Genomic DNA, 19,117 nt, shown 5'->3' with positions numbered 1-19,117 from the left:
GAATCTGCAGTCTGGCGGCTGACGGATTTTGCGTGAAGAATCATATTTGACATTTTTTATGTCAGAATGGACAAATGAAAACTATCTCGATTCTGGTATTGGATGACGTCATGGACAGCAGCCTGGCCATTACGCTGGATACCTTACGCGCTGCCCAGGCCTTTCTGGTGGCGCTTGACGCAGCGCCGCAGGTCCGGGTCCAGACCATCGCTGTCAACGCTCACATTACAACCGGCTGCGGCTTGCGCCTGAGGGCTGATCTGAATTTCAGGTCGGCGGCCCAACAGGCATCCGACTGGATCATTGTTCCCGGCCTCGGCACCCGTTCGGATCAGGAAATCAGTGAGCGTCTTGCGCGCAGCGATGCCTTGCAGGCGATGCGGTGGTTAGCTGCGGCGGGGGCGGGAAAGACGAACATTGCGGCGTCGTGCAGTGCCGTATTCTTGCTGGCAGAGGCCGGTTTGCTGCGCGGTCGAAACGCCACCACCACCTGGTGGCTGGCCCCGGCTTTTCGGGCGCGCTATCCGGATGTGGTACTCGACGAGGCAAGGATGCTGGTACGTGACGGCCCGCGACTGACTGCGGGCGCGGCCTTGTCGCAAATGGATTTGATGCTGGCGATCGTCGCCGACGTGATGGGTAAGTCGGTAGCGCATTTGTGCTCACGTTATTTGCTGATCGATCAGCGCTCCTCGCAGGCGCGTTACATGATGCAGAGCCACCTGATACATGAAGACGAGACCGTGATCGCGGCGGAGCGCTGGATCGACGCCCATCTTGCGGAGCCGATGACAGTCAAGGCGCTGTCATCCGAATTGGCCATTTCGGCGAAGACACTGGCGCGCCGCATTGAAGCGGCAACGGGAGTGCCGCCGATCAAGTTCATCCAGCGGCGCCGCTTATCGCGCGCCTCGCATTTGATCGAAACGACCACACTCTCGATCGAAGCGGTTGCGGCGCAGGTCGGTTATCGGGATAGTACGGCGTTACGCAAGTTGATCAAACGCGAGTTCGGCATCACACCAAGTTCGTTGCGGTAATTGGCGGATGAGCGGGACAGGCCCGATTGCCGATCGTGCAATATGTGACGACTTCGGTTTCCGGAGTGATATGGCCCCCGATGCGCTGCGGTCGACTCCGATAACCGGGAGGTCGCGTGCCGATCCGGGCGAGTCTCAGAGCGTATCCGTGAAACCTGGCCAGGGTCACGGGAACAGTATGAATTTGTTTGAAATAGGTGAGGGCGTGCACTAATCTCTACTTAGTGAAAACGCATTTTGATGATGAATGCATCATCTTTCGTTTGTAGAGCGTGTCAATGCCGAGGCGCAACATTTCTGGACTGTATCAAAGGATTTTCCGGCTTGTTTCGATCAGGTTTTTTGATTGCGTCGAAAGTTTGATTCGTGCACAAACTCTGACAGGAGAATCACATGACACAAGCCAACTGGCGCCTCGAAGGCGAATGGATCAAGAACTGCACCTGCGCATTCGGATGCCCATGCGATTTCAATGCGCCGCCGACGCAAGGCAGTTGCAAAGGCCTCGCCGGCATGCGCATCACCAAGGGCCATTTCGACGCCACCAACCTCGATGGATTGAGCTTCTTCGTGGTGGTGTCCTTCCCGGGCCCATTGCACGAAGGAAACGGCGAGTTGCAACCGATCATTGAAGAGCGGGCCAGCCCGGCGCAGCGCGAGGCGCTGTTCAACATCATGTCGGGGCAGAATTCGGCGGAAGGGACGCTGTTCCATATCTTCAGCCTCATTGTGACCAAGATGGACGATCCCATCTTCGCTCCCATAACGTTCCAGTTCGATCAGGCCGCCCGGACCGCACGCGTCGTCATCCCCGGCGTGCTCGAAACCGAGGTGGAACCGATCAAGAACCCGGCGACCGGCGAGCCGCACCGCATTCAAGTCGTGATGCCGGAAGGTTTCGAGCACCACGAGGCCGAGGTGGCCTCCTCCAACATCCGCAGCAGCGGGGCCATCAAGTTCGAGACGCAGGGCGGGCACGCTTCGCTTGCCCGCGTAGTGCAGACACCGCAAGGCGTGGCGGCCTGAGTGGCGGGGAGCTCACTAACGCAAAGGGCGCTGCGGCACGATCGGTTGCTCGTCGTCGCCGGGCTGCTGGTCGTTGTCGTTCTGTCCTGGGCGTATCTGCTGACCGGCGCCGGCATGCTGCAAGAGATGGGCGACATGCTGATGCCGATGAGCACGGGGCCGTGGACGCTCGGCCATGCCGTTCTTGTGTTCGCTATGTGGGCGGCCATGATGGCGGCCATGATGTTGCCCAGCGCCGCGCCGGTCATCCTGCTGTATGGCACCATCGCGCGCAAGCAAGCCGCAAGAGGCGGGTCGGTGACCGCAGCGGGTGGCTTCACGTTTGGCTACGTCGCGGTCTGGGCGACGTTCAGCCTGGCCGCTGCGGCGCTTCAGTTTGGGCTGGAGCAGGCCGCGCTGATGTCGCCGATGATGGAAACGACGAGCATCGTCCTGGCGGGAGCGGTGCTGATCGCCGCCGGCCTGTACCAATGGACACCACTCAAGCAGTTTTGCCTGCGCCACTGCCGTTCGCCCCTTGAGTTCCTGACGATGCATTGGCGTGCCGGGGTACGCGGCGCGTTTGTGATGGGTTTTCGGCACGGTGCGTATTGCGTTGGTTGCTGCTGGTTGCTGATGCTGCTGCTGTTCGTCGGTGGCGTGATGAACTTTGCGTGGATCGGCGGGATCGCCCTGTTTGTCCTGATCGAAAAGCTTGCGCCCGCCGGCCATTGGATCGGCCGTGGCGCCGGCGTCCTGTTGGTTGCTTGGGGCGCCGCGACGTTGTATTCCATCACCTGACCGCGACAATGCCATCGGGCATCGGCTTGCTGCCGGCCCGCTACCAAGGATTGCGTCACCGCATTGCCAGAACCCTGTATTTGGCACCCTCAACAGCGCTCAATGACTCAACCAAAGCGATGCGGCCGGCATGCCAGATGAGCGGAGAAAATGGCAGTTCGCCGGGCGCATCGGCATGCCGCGCCAAGGTAATGTGCGGCCTGAATTCAGGGTGAGCATGGAATGGAATCTGGTGGCGCGTCAGTTCCCGGGTCAGCTCGCTTTGCAATTCAAAGAGCGCAGGGGGCGCTGCTTTCATCTCAAGCCGGACAATGCGATTGCGTTGAGAATACCGGAGCCGGTCAATTTCAAGCGTCATCTTGATCCTGGGCAAGTGCGTCAGGATTTCCTGGAAAGTGGGGAGTAACTCTGATGATTGCCTGCCCAGAAACACCAGCGTGATATGAAAATCATCGGGCTGCGTTTTGCGTCCATGCAAAGGCGCCTGCAGCCGGATCAGGCGCTCGGCGGTGGCCGCGTCGGGCCATATGGCGTAAAAGAGGCGATGCTGTTTGATAGCTTCGATAGTCATCATTGCGACCGGGTTGTCAGGTCTTTGTACGCAGACAAAAGGCTGCTAGTGTCGGCACATCCTGACACGGATAAGTTGCGCTTGCAACTTCGCATCCCCGCTTGAGTGCGCGCTTAACAGAAATCCCGGCTGCCGGTTTGCAATCGTCCCAGTAGCGGTGATAAATCCACCAGCCGTTTGGCCACCAGATGACTGACATTATCTTTGGTTTGCCAGATGCCATACACGCCGAGGAGCGATGCGCCAAGCAGTTCCTTGCGTTGCTGGTCGACCAGTGCAGGCCAGACGATGACGTTGACCGGGCCGGTCTCGTCTTCGATGGTGACGAACATTGTGCCTTTGGCGGTGCCGGGGCGCTGACGTACGGTAACGATGCCGCAGCCGCGTGCCGGCTGGCCGTTGGCAAAGGTGTTGAGGACAGCGGCGGGGACAAAGCGTTTGGCGCTTAATTGTTCGCGCAACAATGCCAGTGGATGGCGGCCCAGGGTCAGGCCCAGCGCGCGGTAGTCGTTGACTATGCTTTCTGCTTCGCCGGGGGCGCCCTGCAGCAGCGGCGGTTCTTCTATTTTTGCGGCTTTCAGCAAGTCTTTGCCGGGCGCGCTGACCAGTGCCTGCCATAGTGCCTGACGCCGATTGCCGGACATCGCAAGCAGCGCATTGGCTGCCGCCAGCGCCTGCAACTGGTCGCGTTTTAAATTCGCGCGCAAGGCCATGTCGTGGATGTCGCTAAATGCCCTGACGGCACGTGCGGCTTCCATCTCCGCGCCGCTGTCCGGGCTCAGGCCGCGTACCAGGTTCAGGCCCAGCCGCACGGCCGGGCGCGTTGCATGCGGTTGGGTGGAGGTTTCGAGTGTCGCCTCCCAGTTGCTGAGGTTGACATCGACCGGCAGCACTTCGACGCCATGCCGGCGCGCGTCCTGCGTCAGTTGCGACGGTGAATAAAATCCCATGGGCTGACTGTTCAGCAGTGCGCACAGGAAAGCTTCCGGCTCATGACATTTCAGCCAGGCGCTGGCATACGCCAGCAAGGCAAAACTGGCGGCGTGACTTTCGGGGAAGCCGTATTCGCCGAAGCCTTGAATCTGGTTGAAGATGGCTTCGGCAAATTGCCGGTCGTATTTATTGTTTGCGGTCATGCCGTCGATCAGCTTGTCGCGATATTTTTCAAGTCCGCCTTTGCGTTTCCATGCTGCCATCGAGCGGCGCAGGCCGTCCGCTTCGCCCGGAGTGAAACCGGCGGCAATGATGGCGATTTGCATCACCTGTTCCTGAAAAATCGGTATGCCCAGGGTGCGGCCCAGGGCTTCTCTCAATTCATCGTGAGGAAGCGTGTCCGGCGCCTTGTTTTGTTTGCGCAGGAGATAGGGATGAACCATGCCGCCCTGAATCGGCCCCGGTCGGACGATGGCCACCTCGATCACCAGATCGTAAAATTTTTCCGGTCGCAAGCGCGGCAGCATGCTCATCTGGGCCCGGCTTTCGATCTGGAATACGCCGATGGTGTCGGCCTTGCAGATCATCTCGTAGGTCGCCGGATCTTCGGATGGAATGTTGTGCAGTTCAAAAGCTTCGCCCCGTTGCTGTGCCACCAGCGCCAGCGCGCGCCGCAGCATGGTCAGCATGCCGAGCGCCAGGATGTCGACCTTGAGCAGGCCCAGCGCATCCAGATCGTCCTTGTCCCATTGCACCACGCTGCGGTCTTTCATCGCAGCGTTTTCGATGGGTACCAGGCGCGACAACTTGCCGCGTGAAATCACAAAGCCGCCCGGATGTTGCGACAGGTGGCGCGGGAATCCCAGCAGCGTGTGCGCCAACCCGGACCATTGTTGCACCAGCGCTGTGTGCGGATCGATGCCGCATTCAAGGAAATGCTGTTCCAGCTGGTGTCTGTCGTCCCACCAGCGATGCGATTTGGCGACCTGATCGACCACGCCGGGATCGACGCCGAGGGCCTTGCCGACATCGCGCAACACGCTGCGCGGACGATAGCTGACGACCACAGCAGTCAGTGCTGCGCGCAGCCGGCCGTATTTGTTGTAAATGTACTGGATCACTTCTTCGCGCCGCTGATGCTCGAAATCGACATCGATATCCGGCGGCTCGTTACGCTCCTTGCTGATGAAGCGTTCAAACAGCAGCGTGCTGCGGGCCGGGTCGACTGCGGTGATGCCGAGGCAATAACAGACTGCCGAATTGGCGGCGGAGCCGCGTCCCTGGCACAGAATGTCCTGGCTGCGGGCAAAGCGGACGATGTCGTATACCGTCAGGAAGTAGGATGCATAGCCGAGGTCGTTGATCAGGTCGAGTTCCTGTTCGAGCTGTTTCTGGACTTTGAGCGGGATGCCTTGCGGAAATAGCTGGCGCGCGCCGATATAGGTTTCCTGGCGCAGATAGGTGGTCGGCGTCTGACCCGCCGGCACCAGTTCATCCGGATATTCGTAGCGCAATTCATCCAGCGAAAAATGACACAAACCGGCGATCCTGACGGTTTCTGCCAATGCTGCCGGCGGGTACAGGTTTGCCAGACGTAGCCGGCTACGCAGATGCTGCTCGGCATTCGGTGCCAGAGCGTAGCCGCAGGCAGCGACCGGCCGGCCCAGGCGGATCGCGGTCAGCGTGTCCTGCAATGGCTTGCGCGAGCGGACGTGCATGCAGACATCGCCGCTGGCGACCACCGGAATTGAATGATGGCTCGCTACAAGTTCGACAGTGGCGCGGTGCCGCTCATCGTCGGCCCGATGGTGCAGCGTCAGGCCGATCCAGGCGCGCTGCGGGAAGGTGTCGCGCAGCCATTGCGCTTGCGCGGCGAGGGCGTTGGCGCCGATGCCATGACTGGCTGGCAGGATGATCAGGCAGTCGGGGAGGTTGCGCAGGTGGGCGTAGGCATGGTCGGCCTCATCGGGGTTGCCGGTCGCGCCGAGATCGTCGGCGCTCAGGCGGTAAGCGCCTTTGGCGGCGCGCGTGCGGGCCAGCGTAATCAGCTCCGACAGGTTGCCGTAGCCTTCGCGGTTTTGCGCCAGCACGATGATCGAAAAAGTCGGCTTGCCCTCTTTGTCGACCAATTGAAACTGGCTGCCGATCAGGAGCTGCAGTTTGTGTGTCTTGGCTTCGGTATGGGCGCGGACGACGCCGGCCAGCGAGCATTCATCGGTGATGGCCAGGGCGCTGTAGCCTAATTGCGCAGCGCGGGCTGCCAGTTCCTCGGGATGCGAGGCGCCGCGCAGGAAGCTGAAGTTGCTTGCGCACTGGAGTTCGGCGTAGGCGGGGAGGGGTGATTGTTGGGAGGGATTGTTCATTTTAGGCAAACAGCCCATGTAAAAACCAGTTTATTTCCTCCGCAGCGCGTTCGCGATAGACCCAATAGCGCGCTGTCTCACTGCCTTCCGCGATGAAATAATCGCGTACGGCCAGGCCGCCGTCCCACCAGCCGGCTTCGATCCGTTCCGGGCCGGATAGCAGCCGCAGCGGCGATCCGTAAAACGGCCGGTGATCGCGTACCAGCAGGGCCAGCGGTTGTTGCAGCAGCCAGAATGGCCGTTGACCGGGAACGATGGCTGCTGCTGCCGGTGCCGGGTGGTGACTGGCGGCTTGCCAGGCATTCGCCAGCTCTGGCCGATGGTCTGCCAGTGCTGCCGGCGTCAGGACGTTTTCGGTGCCGAGGCGCGCGCTTAACAGTTCCAGCAGGCGGTGATAATCCGCTGCGGTGCCGCCCGGTTCCGGGAATAGCGATGCGGTGGGCGGCAGCATCGGCGTGACCTGTGTGGCGCAAAGGCGCAGGGCGATGATGGGGGCGCTTAACTGAAAGCGGCTGAGCCGCTCCTTGAGCAGGCGCAGCAAATGATCTTCATGCCAGGCCGGCTCGGCCAGTGTGATGTCGAGTGTGCTGGGGGCGATCGCCTGACGCCCGCGTTCGTGTTCCAGTGCCAGCGTAAAACCGGAGACGGCCAGTTGTTGTGCGACTAGCCAGCCTATCATTTGCTGGAGCAGGCGGCGCGCGCCGAACAGGACCGCTTCGGCATGTTCGATGCGATCCGGCAATTCCAGATGTGCCGAAAATTCTTTCGGTGCCTGCACCCATTCAAACACTTCCGGTGCGATCCCATGGGCGCGATCCAGCGCTTCCAGTATCCGCCGGTCGCTGCGCCGTTGCAGTCCGGCCCTTGGCAGTTGACGGAGATCGCCGAGAGTGCGGCAGCCGATCGCATCCAGCCATTCCCGATAGGGGCGCGTCGCCGGCAATATCGCAAACGGCAATGCATCGATGTAGCGCGCCATGCTGTCGATACGGAGGCTGCGGCGTTGTTTGCGCAGCCGCGGATGAGGGCGATAGCGCGCCAGCAGCCAGGCCCCCTGTGCGGTCGGCGCCATGCCGATTTGTGCGCTGAAGCCGAGCGTGTCAAGGCTTGCGCGCACCCGGCGGCATAGCGCCAGCCGGCCACCGAAGGCGCTCAGGCTGGCGCTGACGTCGAGTAGCAGACTGGCTTCTTCGGCGTGTGCGACTTCAGGTGTGTATTGCAGCAATGTCAGTGCAATCGCGTCCAGCACACTTTGTTCCTGCGCCGGATCGCGCTCGCAGAGCGTGGCTTGCGGTGCGATTGCCAGCACACCGCCGCGCCGCATGCCGCGGCGGATGCCGCTGGCGGCAGCGCCAGGCGTCATCGTCAGCACTTGCTCGTGCTCCAGCACCGCCACCACGCCGGGCTCGGACCAGCGCGGGCGCAAGGTTTCCAGCGGCAGTAGCGGCAGATGGACGCCGATCCATAAAGGCATGATTCAAGCTCTCCTGATTAACCCGCCGCATGCGCCAATCCCGGCTCGGTGATGCTGGCTGTCCCGGCAGGGCGCGTGTGCGCCGCCAGGGATTGCACCATCATCGCTGCGGTTTCCGGGGTTGTCTTAAGCTGCGTATGGGCGGATGCAATCGTCGCGAAAGAAGCATCGGTCGCGTCATCTGTCCACGCCAGATACAGCGGTTGCTCGTGTTGCGGTCCGCGCCGTTTGAGCAGCTGCACTGCGATGCCGTTACTGGCCGGGCGCAGCAACAGCCGTAACGGTGCGGGCGATGATTCATGAGCGGCACTCAGCGGCCGGATCATCCACAGCATGGTGTCGCTGGCTTGTGCTGCCAGATGCAAACGGCGTAGCGCATCGGTGCGGATATGGGATTGCCAGAACAGCAGCGCAGCGCAACTTCCATTGCGTAAAATCTGTTCCGCCGACCATACTGCATCCGCACTGCCGGCGGCCTTGATCCAGAGCAGGCAGTCGGCGGCCAGGCCCCAGCCGCTCCAGGCTGCGATCTGCGGCAGATGCGGCGGCTGTAATAGCGCGATCCGCCGGCGCTGTCGGGTGAGGGCGGCCAATGCCGGCTGCAATAGGTGTATTTCGCCACTGCCCGCTTGCTGCAATAACAGTTCGATCAGCGCCGCATGCGGCCAGCCGCCGTTGGGCAATTCCCGATCCAGCAGCGGGTGGCCGGATGCGATGACGGCACTCCGGAAAGATGCCATTTGATTACCGCGCCACAACGCATGCGGCAGCGTCTCCGCCAGCGATTGCGCGGCGGACGATATGTTGCATGGCGGATTAATGCGTGCTGTGGCGGACATGGCTGAGTTGGCAAAATGAAATGGAAAGGCGTGACAGCATTTTACTGTATGAATATACAGTATATTTACTGGAATCCATTAGTCAATTTTGTTTTGAGAAGGGTGCAAGCCGGTTCGCCCGGGCAGGGCTAGCACTAAATGTCCAGCTCCGGATAGCGCCGGAAAATACCCTGCTGGTTAAAGGCCAGCCGTCTGGTGGAGGCAAGATACCTGGCGATACGCGGTTGCGATGCGACCAGTCGATGGAGTGCCAGCAAGCGCGGGTAGTCAGGCGCCAGCCGTTTCATGGTCTTTGGAAATGCGTAGCGCAAGCCCGCGATCACCTGAAACATCGACAGGTCGACATAGGATAGCGTATCGCCTAACAGATAGTCGTCGCTGTGCGGATTGCGCGCATGGATGGCCTCAAAATAGTCCAGGAATTTCGGCAGCCTGGCAGCGGTAAAGTCAGCGGCGCGGCGCAGCGCTTCCGGCTTTTGATCCTTGTAATACAGGCCGCTGGCGACCGGATGGTGGGTGTCATGGACTTCCGTCACCAGATCGGCGATGGTCAGTTGCAACTGGTGCGCCCACAATCGGCTCGCTTCATCCGGCGCCACCAATCCCAGCCGGGGTCCCAGAAACAGGAGGATATTCGCCGTTTGTCCAATCAGCAGATCGCCCGCCTGCAGGAATGGCGGTGCGAAGGATGGAGAAGCGGCTTTTTGACTTTCCATCAGGCGCAGCATGGCCGCTACCCCCATGCCGCTACGTTCCGAGCGGCGCGCGACATCCGTATAGGCCGCAGCAGCCTGTTCCAATGCCAGGCGTATAAACTCTCCGCGTCCCTGTATCGTCGGCCAGTAATATAGTTTGTAGCGCATGGTGTAACTATAGTTGCCGGCATGCCGGCTACAAGTTAACTTTAAGGAAAGTCGTTCTGTGCGCAGCCATGAATTTCCAACGAATGATCGTTGCAAGCGTAAGATAGGCGCAGATGACAAAGATATTCCAGATGAATCCGATATGGCGAATGATACGGCTGCTAGTCGTCTGTGTGGCGTGTGCAGGCGCAGGGCTGGCTATTGCCGCCGGGCCGGATACGGATTCCGCGGCATTGCTGCGTGTCAAGTACGCCGAACTGGATGGACAACTTAGCCACAACCAGTTCAAGCGGCCGTTATATCTCGATTCGGTTGAATCTCCCAGCCATTTGAAGGGCGATATCTACGCGCTGGTCGCCTATCCGTTTGCCACCGTGAATGCCGCGCTCAACAACCCGGCGCATTGGTGCGACGTGTTGTCGCTGCATCTGAATATAAAGTATTGTCATGCGTCGACAGAGCAGGCCGGCAATATCCTCATGGTCGGCATCGGGGCCAAATACGACAGGCCGCTTGCTGACGCTTACCAGGTCAGGTTTACCTATAGCGTCGCAGCGACGACGCCCGAATATTTCGGGGTCCGTCTTAACGCAAAGACGGGGCCGCTGAACACCAGCGACTATCACATCCAGCTGGAAGCAGTTTCTGTCCAGGGCGGCAAGACTTTCCTGCATCTCACCTATTCGTACGCCTATAGTTTTACAGGGCGTCTGGCCATGCAAGGCTATCTCGCCACAATCGGCCGCGACAAGGTGGGATTCACCAGCAGGGGCAAGCAGTCCGCCAGCCAGCCCGGCAGTCAGCCCGACTATATCGGTGGCGTGCGCGGCCTGATCGAGCGCAATACCATGCGCTATTACCTCGCGATCGACGCCTATCTCGCCGCATTTGCCGCGCCGCCTCCGGCACAGCTCGAAATACGCTTGCAGAACTGGTTTACTGCCACCGAGCTGTATCGCAGGCAGTTGCATGAAATGGATCGCGCCGCCTACCTCGACATGAAACGGAATGAGTATTCGCGCCAGCAGAAGGCGCAGTAACCTGTAGCTCAACCGGCCTTATTTTTGCTGCGCGGCTTTTCTCCGCAATATTTCATTTCTCATATCCGTGAATTGCGCAAGGGTTTCTCTTTTGACAAACGATGGGCCGATGACCGGCGGCAGCCAGACATTGGTCACGGATTCGTTGTGATAAGTAATGCGGGTGCCATCTCCTTCCGGGGTCAGTCGCGTCGTCCCGTCGGCCTGCTTAATGGTTCCGCTAATGACGTGTGAATGAATTTCCTTGTAGGGGCTGAGTTCCACTTCGCGCACCGAGTCAAATGCAAACGACAGCGGGCCATACGATGCCTTGCCCTTTTGCAACACTTGAATTGTATGGCCGGCGGTGTTGATTATTTTGCTGAGTTGAAGGTTGTGTAAAAATTCCTGCATGTGATCGTAGTCTGTCAATACATCCCAAGCTTCGTGCTGCGTTGCCGCCACCGTGAAGCTGACGTCAACCACCAGTATTTCCCCGCTTTTTTTAACTGCTATCGCAAAGTCTTGCGCCTGCCCCTGGTCGGCAAATGCGATCGGCTGGCCAAAAATGCACATGCCAACTATGAGTATTAACCTGTGAAGATATTTGATCATGATGAAAATCGCTCCGGTCGAACAGCCTTGATTCAAAAGCGTACCGCTCACAGTAACCTACTTTGAATATCGAAGCCGGGCAACACTGACCATCCCGCTCCGTTTGCGTTCATCATATAAAACGCGCCATCCGTTCAGTCAGTCGCAGCATCGCATCGGACCCACGCATCCGGTCTATCCACCAGGCTAACGCGGCGCCATCTTCACCGGTACGCCAGGCCAGATAAAACACTTCGGCTTGCCTTGGCTCCTCTACCTCTTTCGCAATCAGCAGGCCTGCCGCAAGCGCTGCCCGGGCGCAGGGTTCCGGCAGAAAACCGAAGCCGATGCCGGCCACCTGCAATGCATACTTGCTCTGCATGTCAGGCACCGTCAGCGTGTCTTGCCCAAATAGCAGTCCGACCGTACGCGCCGCCATTTTTCTGGCGGAATCCGCCACCGTGATGGCGCGATACGGATGCATGTCAGCCTTCCCGAGCGGGGTCGATACCTGTGCCAGCGGGTGCGTCGGCGCCACTGCAAAGACGAACGGGATGGTCCCTAACGGTTCTGCAATATAACCGCCGCCGGCCGGGCCCTCGCCGGGCGCGGCGATCAGTAAATCGACGCGGCGGTCGAGCAAGGCTTCCCAGGTTCCGGTCAGCGACTCGCGGGAAAACCGTAACCGTGTTCGGTCGGCTACCAGATAAAAAGCCGCAATGTCGTCGACCAGCGCCGCCGGTGAAAACACCGAATCCAGACCGACAGTCAGTTCGGTTTCCCAGCCGGAGGCAACCCGCCGCACCCGATGTTCAAGATCTTCGGCGGCCTTGAGCAGGTAACGCCCTTCCTTGAGCAGTTCTGCGCCGGCGCGGGTCAGCTTGACTTTGGGCCCCAGGCGTTCGAATACCTGGACTCCCAGATCCTGTTCGAGTTTGGCGACGGTGTATGAAATGGTCGAGGGAACGCGATGCAGCTCAATGCCCGCTGCCGAAAACGAACCGCGTCTATCAATGGCGTCGAGGATTTGCAACGCGTCCAGACTTAATCTAAGCATGCCGACTTTCGATAGTAAAAATAAGGAAGTTCTGATTAAGCTACTGCGCGGCCCAATCTCAGGACTGCGATGCTCATCGTACTAGCGTACGACTGCGCTTCTCCTCCTGACCTTGGACCAGGTCAGCTTTAGCTGAGGCCACGCTTACTCAGCGCTTCCAAAAGGAAATGCACAGCGCATTCTACTGCGCGGCTTACGCGCATTTGCCTCTTTTTCCGTAGTACCCGATATCCCTCAAGCCCTGAATAAATCCTGCACGCTGCCGTTAACCCCATTAAGCCGGCGGATTCAGCGCGGCGATGGTGATTTCTGGATAGGAATGGACACGCGATTTGTATCACGCGATTTGGAAAGAAAATGATGACTTGGTTCTATAACCTGAAGATTGCAAAGAAGCTGCTGCTTGCATTTTCCCTGATGCTGATGATGACAGTGTTGCTGGGGGCATTTTCGATTATCCAATTGGCGCGGGTGAATTACACCGCAATCGAAATGAGCGGTAACTGGTTGCCGAGTGTGCACAATGTACTGCTGATGAAAGCGCAGGCGGCGCGTTTGCGCACGTTGGAATTGCAACATATTCTGTCTACCGATGTTACCCACATGGAAGACTACGCAACCCAAATACTGGAGATAAAAGACGCGTTACGGAAGACGCTGGGCGCGTATGAAAAAAAGATCGCTTTCGCGCCGGAAGAAAAAGAGATTTTCGGCAAAATCAAAGCCGGCGTGGCAGATTATTTTGCGCTGGATGACACGATCATGGCCCAATCGCGGGCGCTGGAAAAAGACGGGGCGTTGAAGCATATGCGCGCTGAGTCCCTGGCGGTGTATATGGCATTGAATACCCAGGTCGACCAGCTGGAAAAGTTTAATGGCGACGGTATCAGACAAGCCAATGCAACCGGGAAATCCTTGTTTGAAAGCGCCCGTTTCGCCATCTGCGTGCTGTTGGTCGTGATGATTGCACTCGGCGTCGGCCTGGCATTGTGGCTGGCGCGCATTGTCGCGCAGCCGCTGGCGTTTGCGGTAGAAGTTGCGCGGCGGGTGGCGGATGGCGATTTGACCGCGGATATCGCAGTCGGCTCGGCCGACGAAACCGGGCAACTGATGCAGGCCTTAAAAGACATGAATGCGAGCCTGCTGAAGATCGTTGGCGACGTGCGCAGCGGCACCGACACGATTGCCACCGCATCCGGCCAGATTGCCGCCGGCAACCAGAATCTGTCGTCGCGTACCGCACAACAGGCCGGTTCGCTGGAAGAAACAGCGGCGTCGATGGAGCAGCTGACATCGACCGTCAAACAAAATGCCGAGAATGCGAGTCAAGCCAACCAGCTGGCGGTATCCGCTTCGGAAGTTGCCGTCCACGGCGGTGCGGTAGTGACGCAGGTGGTCAGTACCATGGGTTCGATCAATGCGTCGTCGAAAAAGATTGTCGACATTATCGGTGTCATTGACGGGATTGCGTTCCAGACCAATATTCTGGCGCTGAATGCGGCGGTAGAAGCGGCGAGGGCCGGCGAGCAGGGGCGCGGGTTTGCCGTGGTGGCGGCTGAAGTCAGGAATCTGGCCCAGCGATCTGCCAGTGCGGCCAAGGAAATCAAGGCATTGATTGACGACTCGGTGGCCAAAGTCGGCGTCGGCTCCAGGCTGGTCGATCAGGCCGGCAGCACCATGGATGAAATCGTCAACAGCATCCGCCGCGTGACCGACATCATGGGCGAAATCAGCGCCGCCAGCCACGAGCAAACCGCCGGTATCGAGCAGATCAATCAGGCGGTCAACCAGATGGATCAGGTCACACAACAAAATGCCGCGCTGGTGGAAGAGGCCGCCGCCGCCGCGGAAAGCCTGCAGGATCAGGCGGCAACCCTGTCGCACGTCGTCAGTGCATTCAAGCTGAATCGGGAGTTCGCTATCACACCGCAGGCGCAGAGCGCCGCTATGCGGTCAGCGCATTCGCAGAATGCGTTGGCAACGCCATCGAAGCGGTTGACAGCGGTTGCCGCGCAGGCGAGCGCATATGCGCCAACGAGGGTGAAAGCCGGTATTCAGTCTAAGTCAGGGGCCGGCCATCAGCCTGGCTTGAGGCAGGCTCCCGGTTTAGCCGCCACCAAAGCGCCAGCTTCCGACGATGACTGGCAAACCTTCTGATGATGGGCGCGTTACCGGAATATCTGCACAGCGACTTCAGCTTGACCGACCACGATTTTTCTCGCGTGCGCAGCATGATTCATCAGCGCGCCGGAATAGCTCTGGGGGAGCAAAAACGCGAGATGGTCTATAGCCGCCTGGCGCGCCGCTTGCGCGCACTGGGATTGACGGAATTTTCTTTCTATCTGGCGCTGCTGGAGTCTGACCGGGACCACGCCGAATGGGAGGCGTTTACCAACGCGCTGACTACCAATCTGACCGCTTTTTTCCGCGAGGCGCATCATTTTCCGCTGCTGGCGCAGCATGCCGCCAACTGTCCGCAACCGATGACCGTCTGGTGTGCGGCGGCATCCACCGGGGAAGAGCCGTACTCGATTGCGATGACGCTGATCGAAGCGCTCGGCAGCCGCGCCGGCGCGGTCCGGGTGCTGGCAACCGATATCGATACGCAGGTGCTGGAAACGGCGGCGACCGGTGTGTACAGCATGGAGCAGGTGAGCAAGTTGCCACCGGCACGCCTCAAGCGCTTCTTTTTGAAAGGTTCCGGGGCCCAGGCGGGCAAGGTCAGAATCCGGCCGGAAGTAGCAAAGCTGGTGCGCTTCGCGCCATTGAATCTGCTGCATCCGCATTGGGCCGTCAAAGCGCCATTCGACGCGATTTTCTGCCGCAACGTGATGATCTATTTCGACAAGCCGACGCAGGGCAAGATCCTGCAGCGTTTTGCGCCGCTGGTGAAGCCGCATGGCTTGCTGTTTGCCGGGCATTCCGAGAATTTTTCCTGCGCCGATCAAGCGTTCAGGTTGCGCGGTCAGACCGTCTATGAACTGGCTTCCGCCAAAGTGCGGGGTTATTGATAAAAAATAAGGAGGGCATGTGACGACCAACAAGATCAAGGTGCTGTGTGTCGACGATTCCGCATTGATCCGCAGTCTGATGACCGAGATCATCAACAGCCAGCCCGATATGACCGTGGCGGCGACCGCGCCGGATCCACTCGTCGCGCGTGATCTGATCAAGCAATTGCATCCGGATGTGCTGACGCTGGATGTCGAAATGCCGCGTATGGACGGCCTGGATTTTCTGGAAAAGCTGATGCGCTTGCGGCCCATGCCGGTGTTGATGGTGTCGTCGCTGACCGAACGCGGCTCGGAAATCACCTTGCGCGCGCTGGAACTGGGTGCGGTTGATTTTGTCACCAAGCCGCGGCTCGGCATCCGCGACGGCCTGCTTGAATACACCGACCTGATTGCCGACAAAATCCGGGCAGCGTCACGGGCACGCCTGCAACCGGCACGCCGCCCGGGCGGCGGCAGCGCTGCAACGGCCGGCGCAACGGCGCCGCCGCTGTTGCGCAACCCGTTATTGAGCACCGAAAAACTCATCATCATCGGTGCCTCCACCGGCGGCACCGAAGCGATTCGGGAAGTCTTGCGGCCATTGCCGCCGGATTGTCCGGGCATCATGATCGCGCAACACATGCCGCCAGGTTTTACCAATTCGTTTGCCCAGCGCCTGAACGGCTTGTGCCGGATCACGGTCAAGGAAGCCGTGCAGGGCGAACGGGTATTGCCCGGCCATGCCTATATTGCACCGGGCGGTCATCACCTGTCGCTGGCGCGCAGCGGTGCCAACTATGTCGCTCACGTGGATCAGGAGCCAGCGGTAAATCGACACCGGCCATCGATCGACGTGCTGTTCGACTCTGTCGCCAGGTACGCAGGCAAGAACGCCATCGGCGTCATTTTGACCGGGATGGGCCGCGACGGCGCTGCCGGTTTGCTACGGATGCGCCAGGCCGGTGCTTATACGCTGGCGCAAGACGAGGCCAGTTGCGTGGTGTTCGGCATGCCACGCGAAGCGATAGCGATCGGCGCGGCCAGCGAAGTGGCCGGCATCAACGAGATGAGTCAGCGCCTGATGGTGCGCCTGACGGCGTTTGGGGAAACAAGCAATCGTGTTTAAACCTGGAAACGGCGGTTTTGCGGAAGTCCTCAAGGAAACAGTTACGGCAGCAACATGCCCATAGTCAACATAGTCTGGAGTAATCATGGTCGATAAAAGCATCAAAATCCTGGTAGTAGACGATTTCCCCACCATGCGCCGGATTGTCCGCAATCTGCTCAAAGAGCTGGATTTCATCAACGTCGACGAAGCGGAAGACGGCGCTGCCGGTCTGGAAAAATTAAAGGGCGGCAACTTCGGTTTCGTCGTCTCCGACTGGAATATGCCCAACATGGACGGTCTGGCCATGTTGCAGGCTATCCGTGCCGACCCTGCGCTGGCAAGATTGCCGGTGCTGATGGTGACCGCGGAAGCAAAAAAAGAAAACATCATTGCCGCGGCACAGGCCGGCGCGAACGGCTATGTAGTGAAGCCGTTTACCGCCGCCACTCTGGAAGAAAAAATCACCAGGATATTCGAAAAGATCAGGTGAACAAAAAAATGATGGTCAGGATTGTTTTGTGTATCTTGCCGACCCGCCTTCATTCATAGTATCCGGATGCCTCCGGATTTGCCCGCTCTCCACCGCGCCCATGGTCATGGCACGTAAAGAGGATTGGGTGCGACATAGGCGATCACTCTGTGGTCAAGCACGCTTGCTGGTGCAGTCCGGTTTAAGTCGAATGAGGAAACCACTACTGAGCCATCAAAATTCCAGGCGAATGATTTATCGCCCACAATGAACCTGACCGTTTCGCCACCGGTGACGTTCACGTACTTGGTGTCCGGAGTAATGACGATTGTTCGGGCGGCTGCTGATACCGGTATCGGATCGCCCAAGAGATCAATCCTGGGCAGCGATCTGGCAAAGGTGGAAGTGCTGGCGGTCAACACGGCAACAACCGCGATCAATTGTTTAGCATGCATTTTATTCTCCAAAAAGTGTAGTGAATGACTTCGGACTCAGCTGTCCGGCGCTACATCAGTGCGTGGCACGCGTATCTGGAAAAGAACAGGCCAGAGCAGAAGGTGAAGCGGCCATGATCTTCCTGACGGCTTATTAAATTAATGCTGCTGCATACAGCATATGTCGCGCCAATGTAATGCGCCAATTGCAAATGGCAATATCAGTTATACGATTTTTTTGGGGGATGTGCGGAGAGCTGTCAACTGGGCGATTTTCCCCGGATTGCCCAAGAAACGCCCCGATCCCGCCCCTGTTCCGCCGATCGAATCGTTGCTTCCGCATCAATAATCTCTCCTGATGGAGCGATCTTCGCTCCCTCTTGCTGGGAGCATGCATGGCGCAAGAAAGCGATCTCGAAAAAACGGAACCCGGCTCTCCGCGCCGTCTGGAAAAGGCGCGGGAAGAAGGTCAGGTTGCCCGTTCGCGAGAATTGACCACATTTGTATTGCTGGTCACCGGCATCGGCGGACTCTGGCTGACGGCGCAACCCATGAGCGAACATCTGGGGCGCGCGTTGCAGCATGGGCTGCAATTCGAGCGGGCCGCGGCGTTCGATACCGCGCATATGCTGGCGCAAGCCGGCCTGGTCTGGATCGAAGCATTGCAGGCCATCTTGCCGCTGCTGGGCATGCTGCTGGCGGCTGCGCTGGCGGCGCCGCTGATGCTGGGCGGCTGGCTGTTTTCGATTGAATCGCTGGCGCCGAAATTCTCCAAACTGAATCCTGTGGCCGGCATCGGACGCCTGTTTTCTACCCAGTCGCTGGCCGAATTGACCAAAGCGATCGCCAAATCGTTGCTGGTTGGCGGGATTGCCTACACGGTCATTTCTGCCAGGATGGAGGCGATCCTGGCGCTGCTGACCGAGCCTGTCCATGCGGCCTTGCCCCACATGGTGCGGCTGGTCGCCAACTGTTGTGGATTGATTGTCGCCGCGCTGTTCCTGATAGCGGCCAGCGATGTGCCGTATCAGCTCTGGAGTTTTCACAAGAAGCTGCGCATGTCGCGTGAAGAGCTCCGGCAAGAGCATAAGGAGAGCGACGGCGATCCGCAGGTCAAGGCCAGGATCCGCCGTCAGCAGCAACAGATGGCGCGCCGCCGCATGATGTCGGCAGTCGCCGGCGCCGACGTCGTGATCACCAATCCAACCCACTTTGCGGTGGCGCTCAAATATCGGGATCAGGAAATGCGGGCGCCACGGGTAGTTGCCAAAGGCAGCGATCTGATCGCGCTCCGGATTCGCGCCATCGGTGCCGAAAACAATGTGCCGATCCTGGAGGCGCCGCCACTCAGCCGTGCGCTGTACCGCCATACCAATCTCGGCGACGAAATCCCGGCGGCATTGTATGCGACGGTGGCCGAAGTGCTGGCCTGGGTTTATCAACTGCAGCGCTGGCGCGACGGCAGCAGCACCGGCGACCGGCCGCGCGCTCCCGCAGATTTAGCGGTACCCGAATCACTCGATCCATTAGGAAGTCCGGCATGAAGTTTTCCGT

General features: G+C 59.3%; 17 protein-coding genes. 9 read left to right on the top strand and 8 right to left on the bottom strand.

The window, feature by feature from the left end:
- The first annotated feature begins 74 nt into the window (after positions 1-74).
- The 3 genes from AC3CHX_RS18275 (at position 75) to AC3CHX_RS18265 (ending at position 2,846) form a co-directional block, all read left to right on the top strand.
- The gene (locus AC3CHX_RS18275) at positions 75-1,040 is read left to right on the top strand and encodes a GlxA family transcriptional regulator (protein ID WP_488629447.1); all 966 of its coding nucleotides are present in this window, start codon (positions 75-77) and stop codon (positions 1,038-1,040) included.
- A gap of 393 nt (positions 1,041-1,433) precedes the next feature.
- On the top strand, positions 1,434-2,066 hold the full coding sequence (locus AC3CHX_RS18270; protein ID WP_488629446.1) for a DUF1326 domain-containing protein: 633 nt from the start codon (positions 1,434-1,436) through the stop codon (positions 2,064-2,066).
- Positions 2,067-2,846 (top strand): DUF2182 domain-containing protein, encoded by a 780-nt coding sequence (locus AC3CHX_RS18265; protein ID WP_488629445.1) that lies wholly within the window; start codon positions 2,067-2,069, stop codon positions 2,844-2,846.
- A gap of 55 nt (positions 2,847-2,901) precedes the next feature.
- On the opposite strand, the gene thpR is transcribed toward AC3CHX_RS18265, so the two are convergent.
- The 5 genes from thpR to AC3CHX_RS18240 form a co-directional block, all read right to left on the bottom strand.
- Positions 2,902-3,420, bottom strand: a complete 519-nt coding sequence (gene thpR, locus AC3CHX_RS18260) for an RNA 2',3'-cyclic phosphodiesterase (RefSeq protein WP_488629444.1) — start codon at positions 3,418-3,420, stop codon at positions 2,902-2,904.
- Between the two features lie 110 nt (positions 3,421-3,530).
- The gene (locus AC3CHX_RS18255) at positions 3,531-6,713 is read right to left on the bottom strand and encodes an error-prone DNA polymerase (protein WP_488629443.1); all 3,183 of its coding nucleotides are present in this window, start codon (positions 6,711-6,713) and stop codon (positions 3,531-3,533) included.
- A gap of 1 nt (position 6,714) precedes the next feature.
- Positions 6,715-8,187: a Y-family DNA polymerase gene (locus tag AC3CHX_RS18250; protein WP_488629442.1), complete on the bottom strand. Its 1,473-nt coding sequence runs from the start codon at positions 8,185-8,187 to the stop codon at positions 6,715-6,717.
- Positions 8,188-8,204: 17 nt separating this feature from the next.
- Positions 8,205-9,026, bottom strand: coding sequence for a translesion DNA synthesis-associated protein ImuA (gene imuA / locus AC3CHX_RS18245; RefSeq protein WP_488629441.1), 822 nt, complete (start codon positions 9,024-9,026; stop codon positions 8,205-8,207).
- A 134-nt stretch (positions 9,027-9,160) separates the two neighbouring features.
- A complete protein-coding gene (locus tag AC3CHX_RS18240; protein ID WP_488629440.1) occupies positions 9,161-9,889 on the bottom strand; it encodes a glutathione S-transferase in 729 nt (242 codons plus the stop codon).
- Between the two features lie 113 nt (positions 9,890-10,002).
- On the opposite strand from AC3CHX_RS18240, the gene AC3CHX_RS18235 reads away from it, so the two are divergent.
- Positions 10,003-10,929, top strand: coding sequence for a hypothetical protein (locus AC3CHX_RS18235; protein WP_488629439.1), 927 nt, complete (start codon positions 10,003-10,005; stop codon positions 10,927-10,929).
- An 18-nt stretch (positions 10,930-10,947) separates the two neighbouring features.
- On the opposite strand, the gene AC3CHX_RS18230 is transcribed toward AC3CHX_RS18235, so the two are convergent.
- Both AC3CHX_RS18230 and AC3CHX_RS18225 read right to left on the bottom strand, forming a co-directional pair.
- Entirely contained in the window at positions 10,948-11,523 is a 576-nt protein-coding gene (locus tag AC3CHX_RS18230; RefSeq protein ID WP_488629438.1) for an SRPBCC family protein, read from the bottom strand.
- Positions 11,524-11,635: 112 nt separating this feature from the next.
- Entirely contained in the window at positions 11,636-12,559 is a 924-nt protein-coding gene (locus tag AC3CHX_RS18225; protein ID WP_488629437.1) for a LysR family transcriptional regulator, read from the bottom strand.
- 360 nt (positions 12,560-12,919) lie between these two features.
- Between AC3CHX_RS18225 and AC3CHX_RS18220 the strand changes: the two genes are divergently transcribed.
- From AC3CHX_RS18220 to cheY, 4 genes are all read left to right on the top strand, one after another.
- On the top strand, positions 12,920-14,716 hold the full coding sequence (locus AC3CHX_RS18220; protein ID WP_488644858.1) for a methyl-accepting chemotaxis protein: 1,797 nt from the start codon (positions 12,920-12,922) through the stop codon (positions 14,714-14,716).
- Positions 14,716-15,570 (top strand): CheR family methyltransferase, encoded by an 855-nt coding sequence (locus AC3CHX_RS18215; protein WP_488629436.1) that lies wholly within the window; start codon positions 14,716-14,718, stop codon positions 15,568-15,570. Before AC3CHX_RS18220 ends, AC3CHX_RS18215 begins: the two co-directional genes overlap by 1 nt.
- A 19-nt stretch (positions 15,571-15,589) precedes the next feature.
- The gene (locus AC3CHX_RS18210) at positions 15,590-16,678 is read left to right on the top strand and encodes a protein-glutamate methylesterase/protein-glutamine glutaminase (protein WP_488629435.1); all 1,089 of its coding nucleotides are present in this window, start codon (positions 15,590-15,592) and stop codon (positions 16,676-16,678) included.
- An 85-nt stretch (positions 16,679-16,763) separates the two neighbouring features.
- Complete coding sequence (gene cheY / locus AC3CHX_RS18205; RefSeq protein ID WP_488629434.1) at positions 16,764-17,150, top strand: chemotaxis response regulator CheY; 387 nt, start codon at positions 16,764-16,766, stop codon at positions 17,148-17,150.
- A gap of 104 nt (positions 17,151-17,254) precedes the next feature.
- Here the strand turns inward: cheY and AC3CHX_RS18200 are convergent, their stop codons facing one another.
- A complete protein-coding gene (locus AC3CHX_RS18200) occupies positions 17,255-17,584 on the bottom strand; it encodes a CzcE family metal-binding protein (protein ID WP_488629433.1) in 330 nt (109 codons plus the stop codon).
- Between the two features lie 374 nt (positions 17,585-17,958).
- Between AC3CHX_RS18200 and flhB the strand changes: the two genes are divergently transcribed.
- Positions 17,959-19,107 carry a flagellar biosynthesis protein FlhB gene (gene flhB / locus AC3CHX_RS18195; protein WP_488629432.1) on the top strand — a complete coding sequence of 383 codons (1,149 nt, stop codon included), beginning with the start codon at positions 17,959-17,961 and terminating at the stop codon, positions 19,105-19,107.
- Positions 19,108-19,117: the final 10 nt, after the last annotated feature.

The sequence above is a fragment of the Glaciimonas sp. OK215 genome (genome assembly GCF_057787885.1).
Note: the sequence above shows the minus strand (reverse complement) of the source record. Positions and strands in the feature narration are given on the sequence as shown.

Excerpts from the sequence above, each read along its gene's own strand:
- imuA (WP_488629441.1), bottom strand. The coding sequence starts at position 9,026 with ATGTCCGCCACAGCACGCATTAATCCGCCATGCAACATATCGTCCGCC.
- AC3CHX_RS18270 (WP_488629446.1), top strand. The coding sequence starts at position 1,434 with ATGACACAAGCCAACTGGCGCCTCGAAGGCGAATGGATCAAGAACTGC.
- thpR (WP_488629444.1), bottom strand. The coding sequence starts at position 3,420 with ATGATGACTATCGAAGCTATCAAACAGCATCGCCTCTTTTACGCCATA.
- AC3CHX_RS18200 (WP_488629433.1), bottom strand. The coding sequence starts at position 17,584 with ATGCATGCTAAACAATTGATCGCGGTTGTTGCCGTGTTGACCGCCAGC.
- AC3CHX_RS18275 (WP_488629447.1), top strand. The coding sequence starts at position 75 with ATGAAAACTATCTCGATTCTGGTATTGGATGACGTCATGGACAGCAGC.
- AC3CHX_RS18240 (WP_488629440.1), bottom strand. The coding sequence starts at position 9,889 with ATGCGCTACAAACTATATTACTGGCCGACGATACAGGGACGCGGAGAG.
- AC3CHX_RS18220 (WP_488644858.1), top strand. The coding sequence starts at position 12,920 with ATGACTTGGTTCTATAACCTGAAGATTGCAAAGAAGCTGCTGCTTGCA.
- AC3CHX_RS18250 (WP_488629442.1), bottom strand. The coding sequence starts at position 8,187 with ATGCCTTTATGGATCGGCGTCCATCTGCCGCTACTGCCGCTGGAAACC.
- AC3CHX_RS18230 (WP_488629438.1), bottom strand. The coding sequence starts at position 11,523 with ATGATCAAATATCTTCACAGGTTAATACTCATAGTTGGCATGTGCATT.
- cheY (WP_488629434.1), top strand. The coding sequence starts at position 16,764 with ATGGTCGATAAAAGCATCAAAATCCTGGTAGTAGACGATTTCCCCACC.
- AC3CHX_RS18215 (WP_488629436.1), top strand. The coding sequence starts at position 14,716 with ATGATGGGCGCGTTACCGGAATATCTGCACAGCGACTTCAGCTTGACC.
- AC3CHX_RS18235 (WP_488629439.1), top strand. The coding sequence starts at position 10,003 with ATGACAAAGATATTCCAGATGAATCCGATATGGCGAATGATACGGCTG.
- flhB (WP_488629432.1), top strand. The coding sequence starts at position 17,959 with ATGGCGCAAGAAAGCGATCTCGAAAAAACGGAACCCGGCTCTCCGCGC.
- AC3CHX_RS18225 (WP_488629437.1), bottom strand. The coding sequence starts at position 12,559 with ATGCTTAGATTAAGTCTGGACGCGTTGCAAATCCTCGACGCCATTGAT.
- AC3CHX_RS18255 (WP_488629443.1), bottom strand. The coding sequence starts at position 6,713 with ATGAACAATCCCTCCCAACAATCACCCCTCCCCGCCTACGCCGAACTC.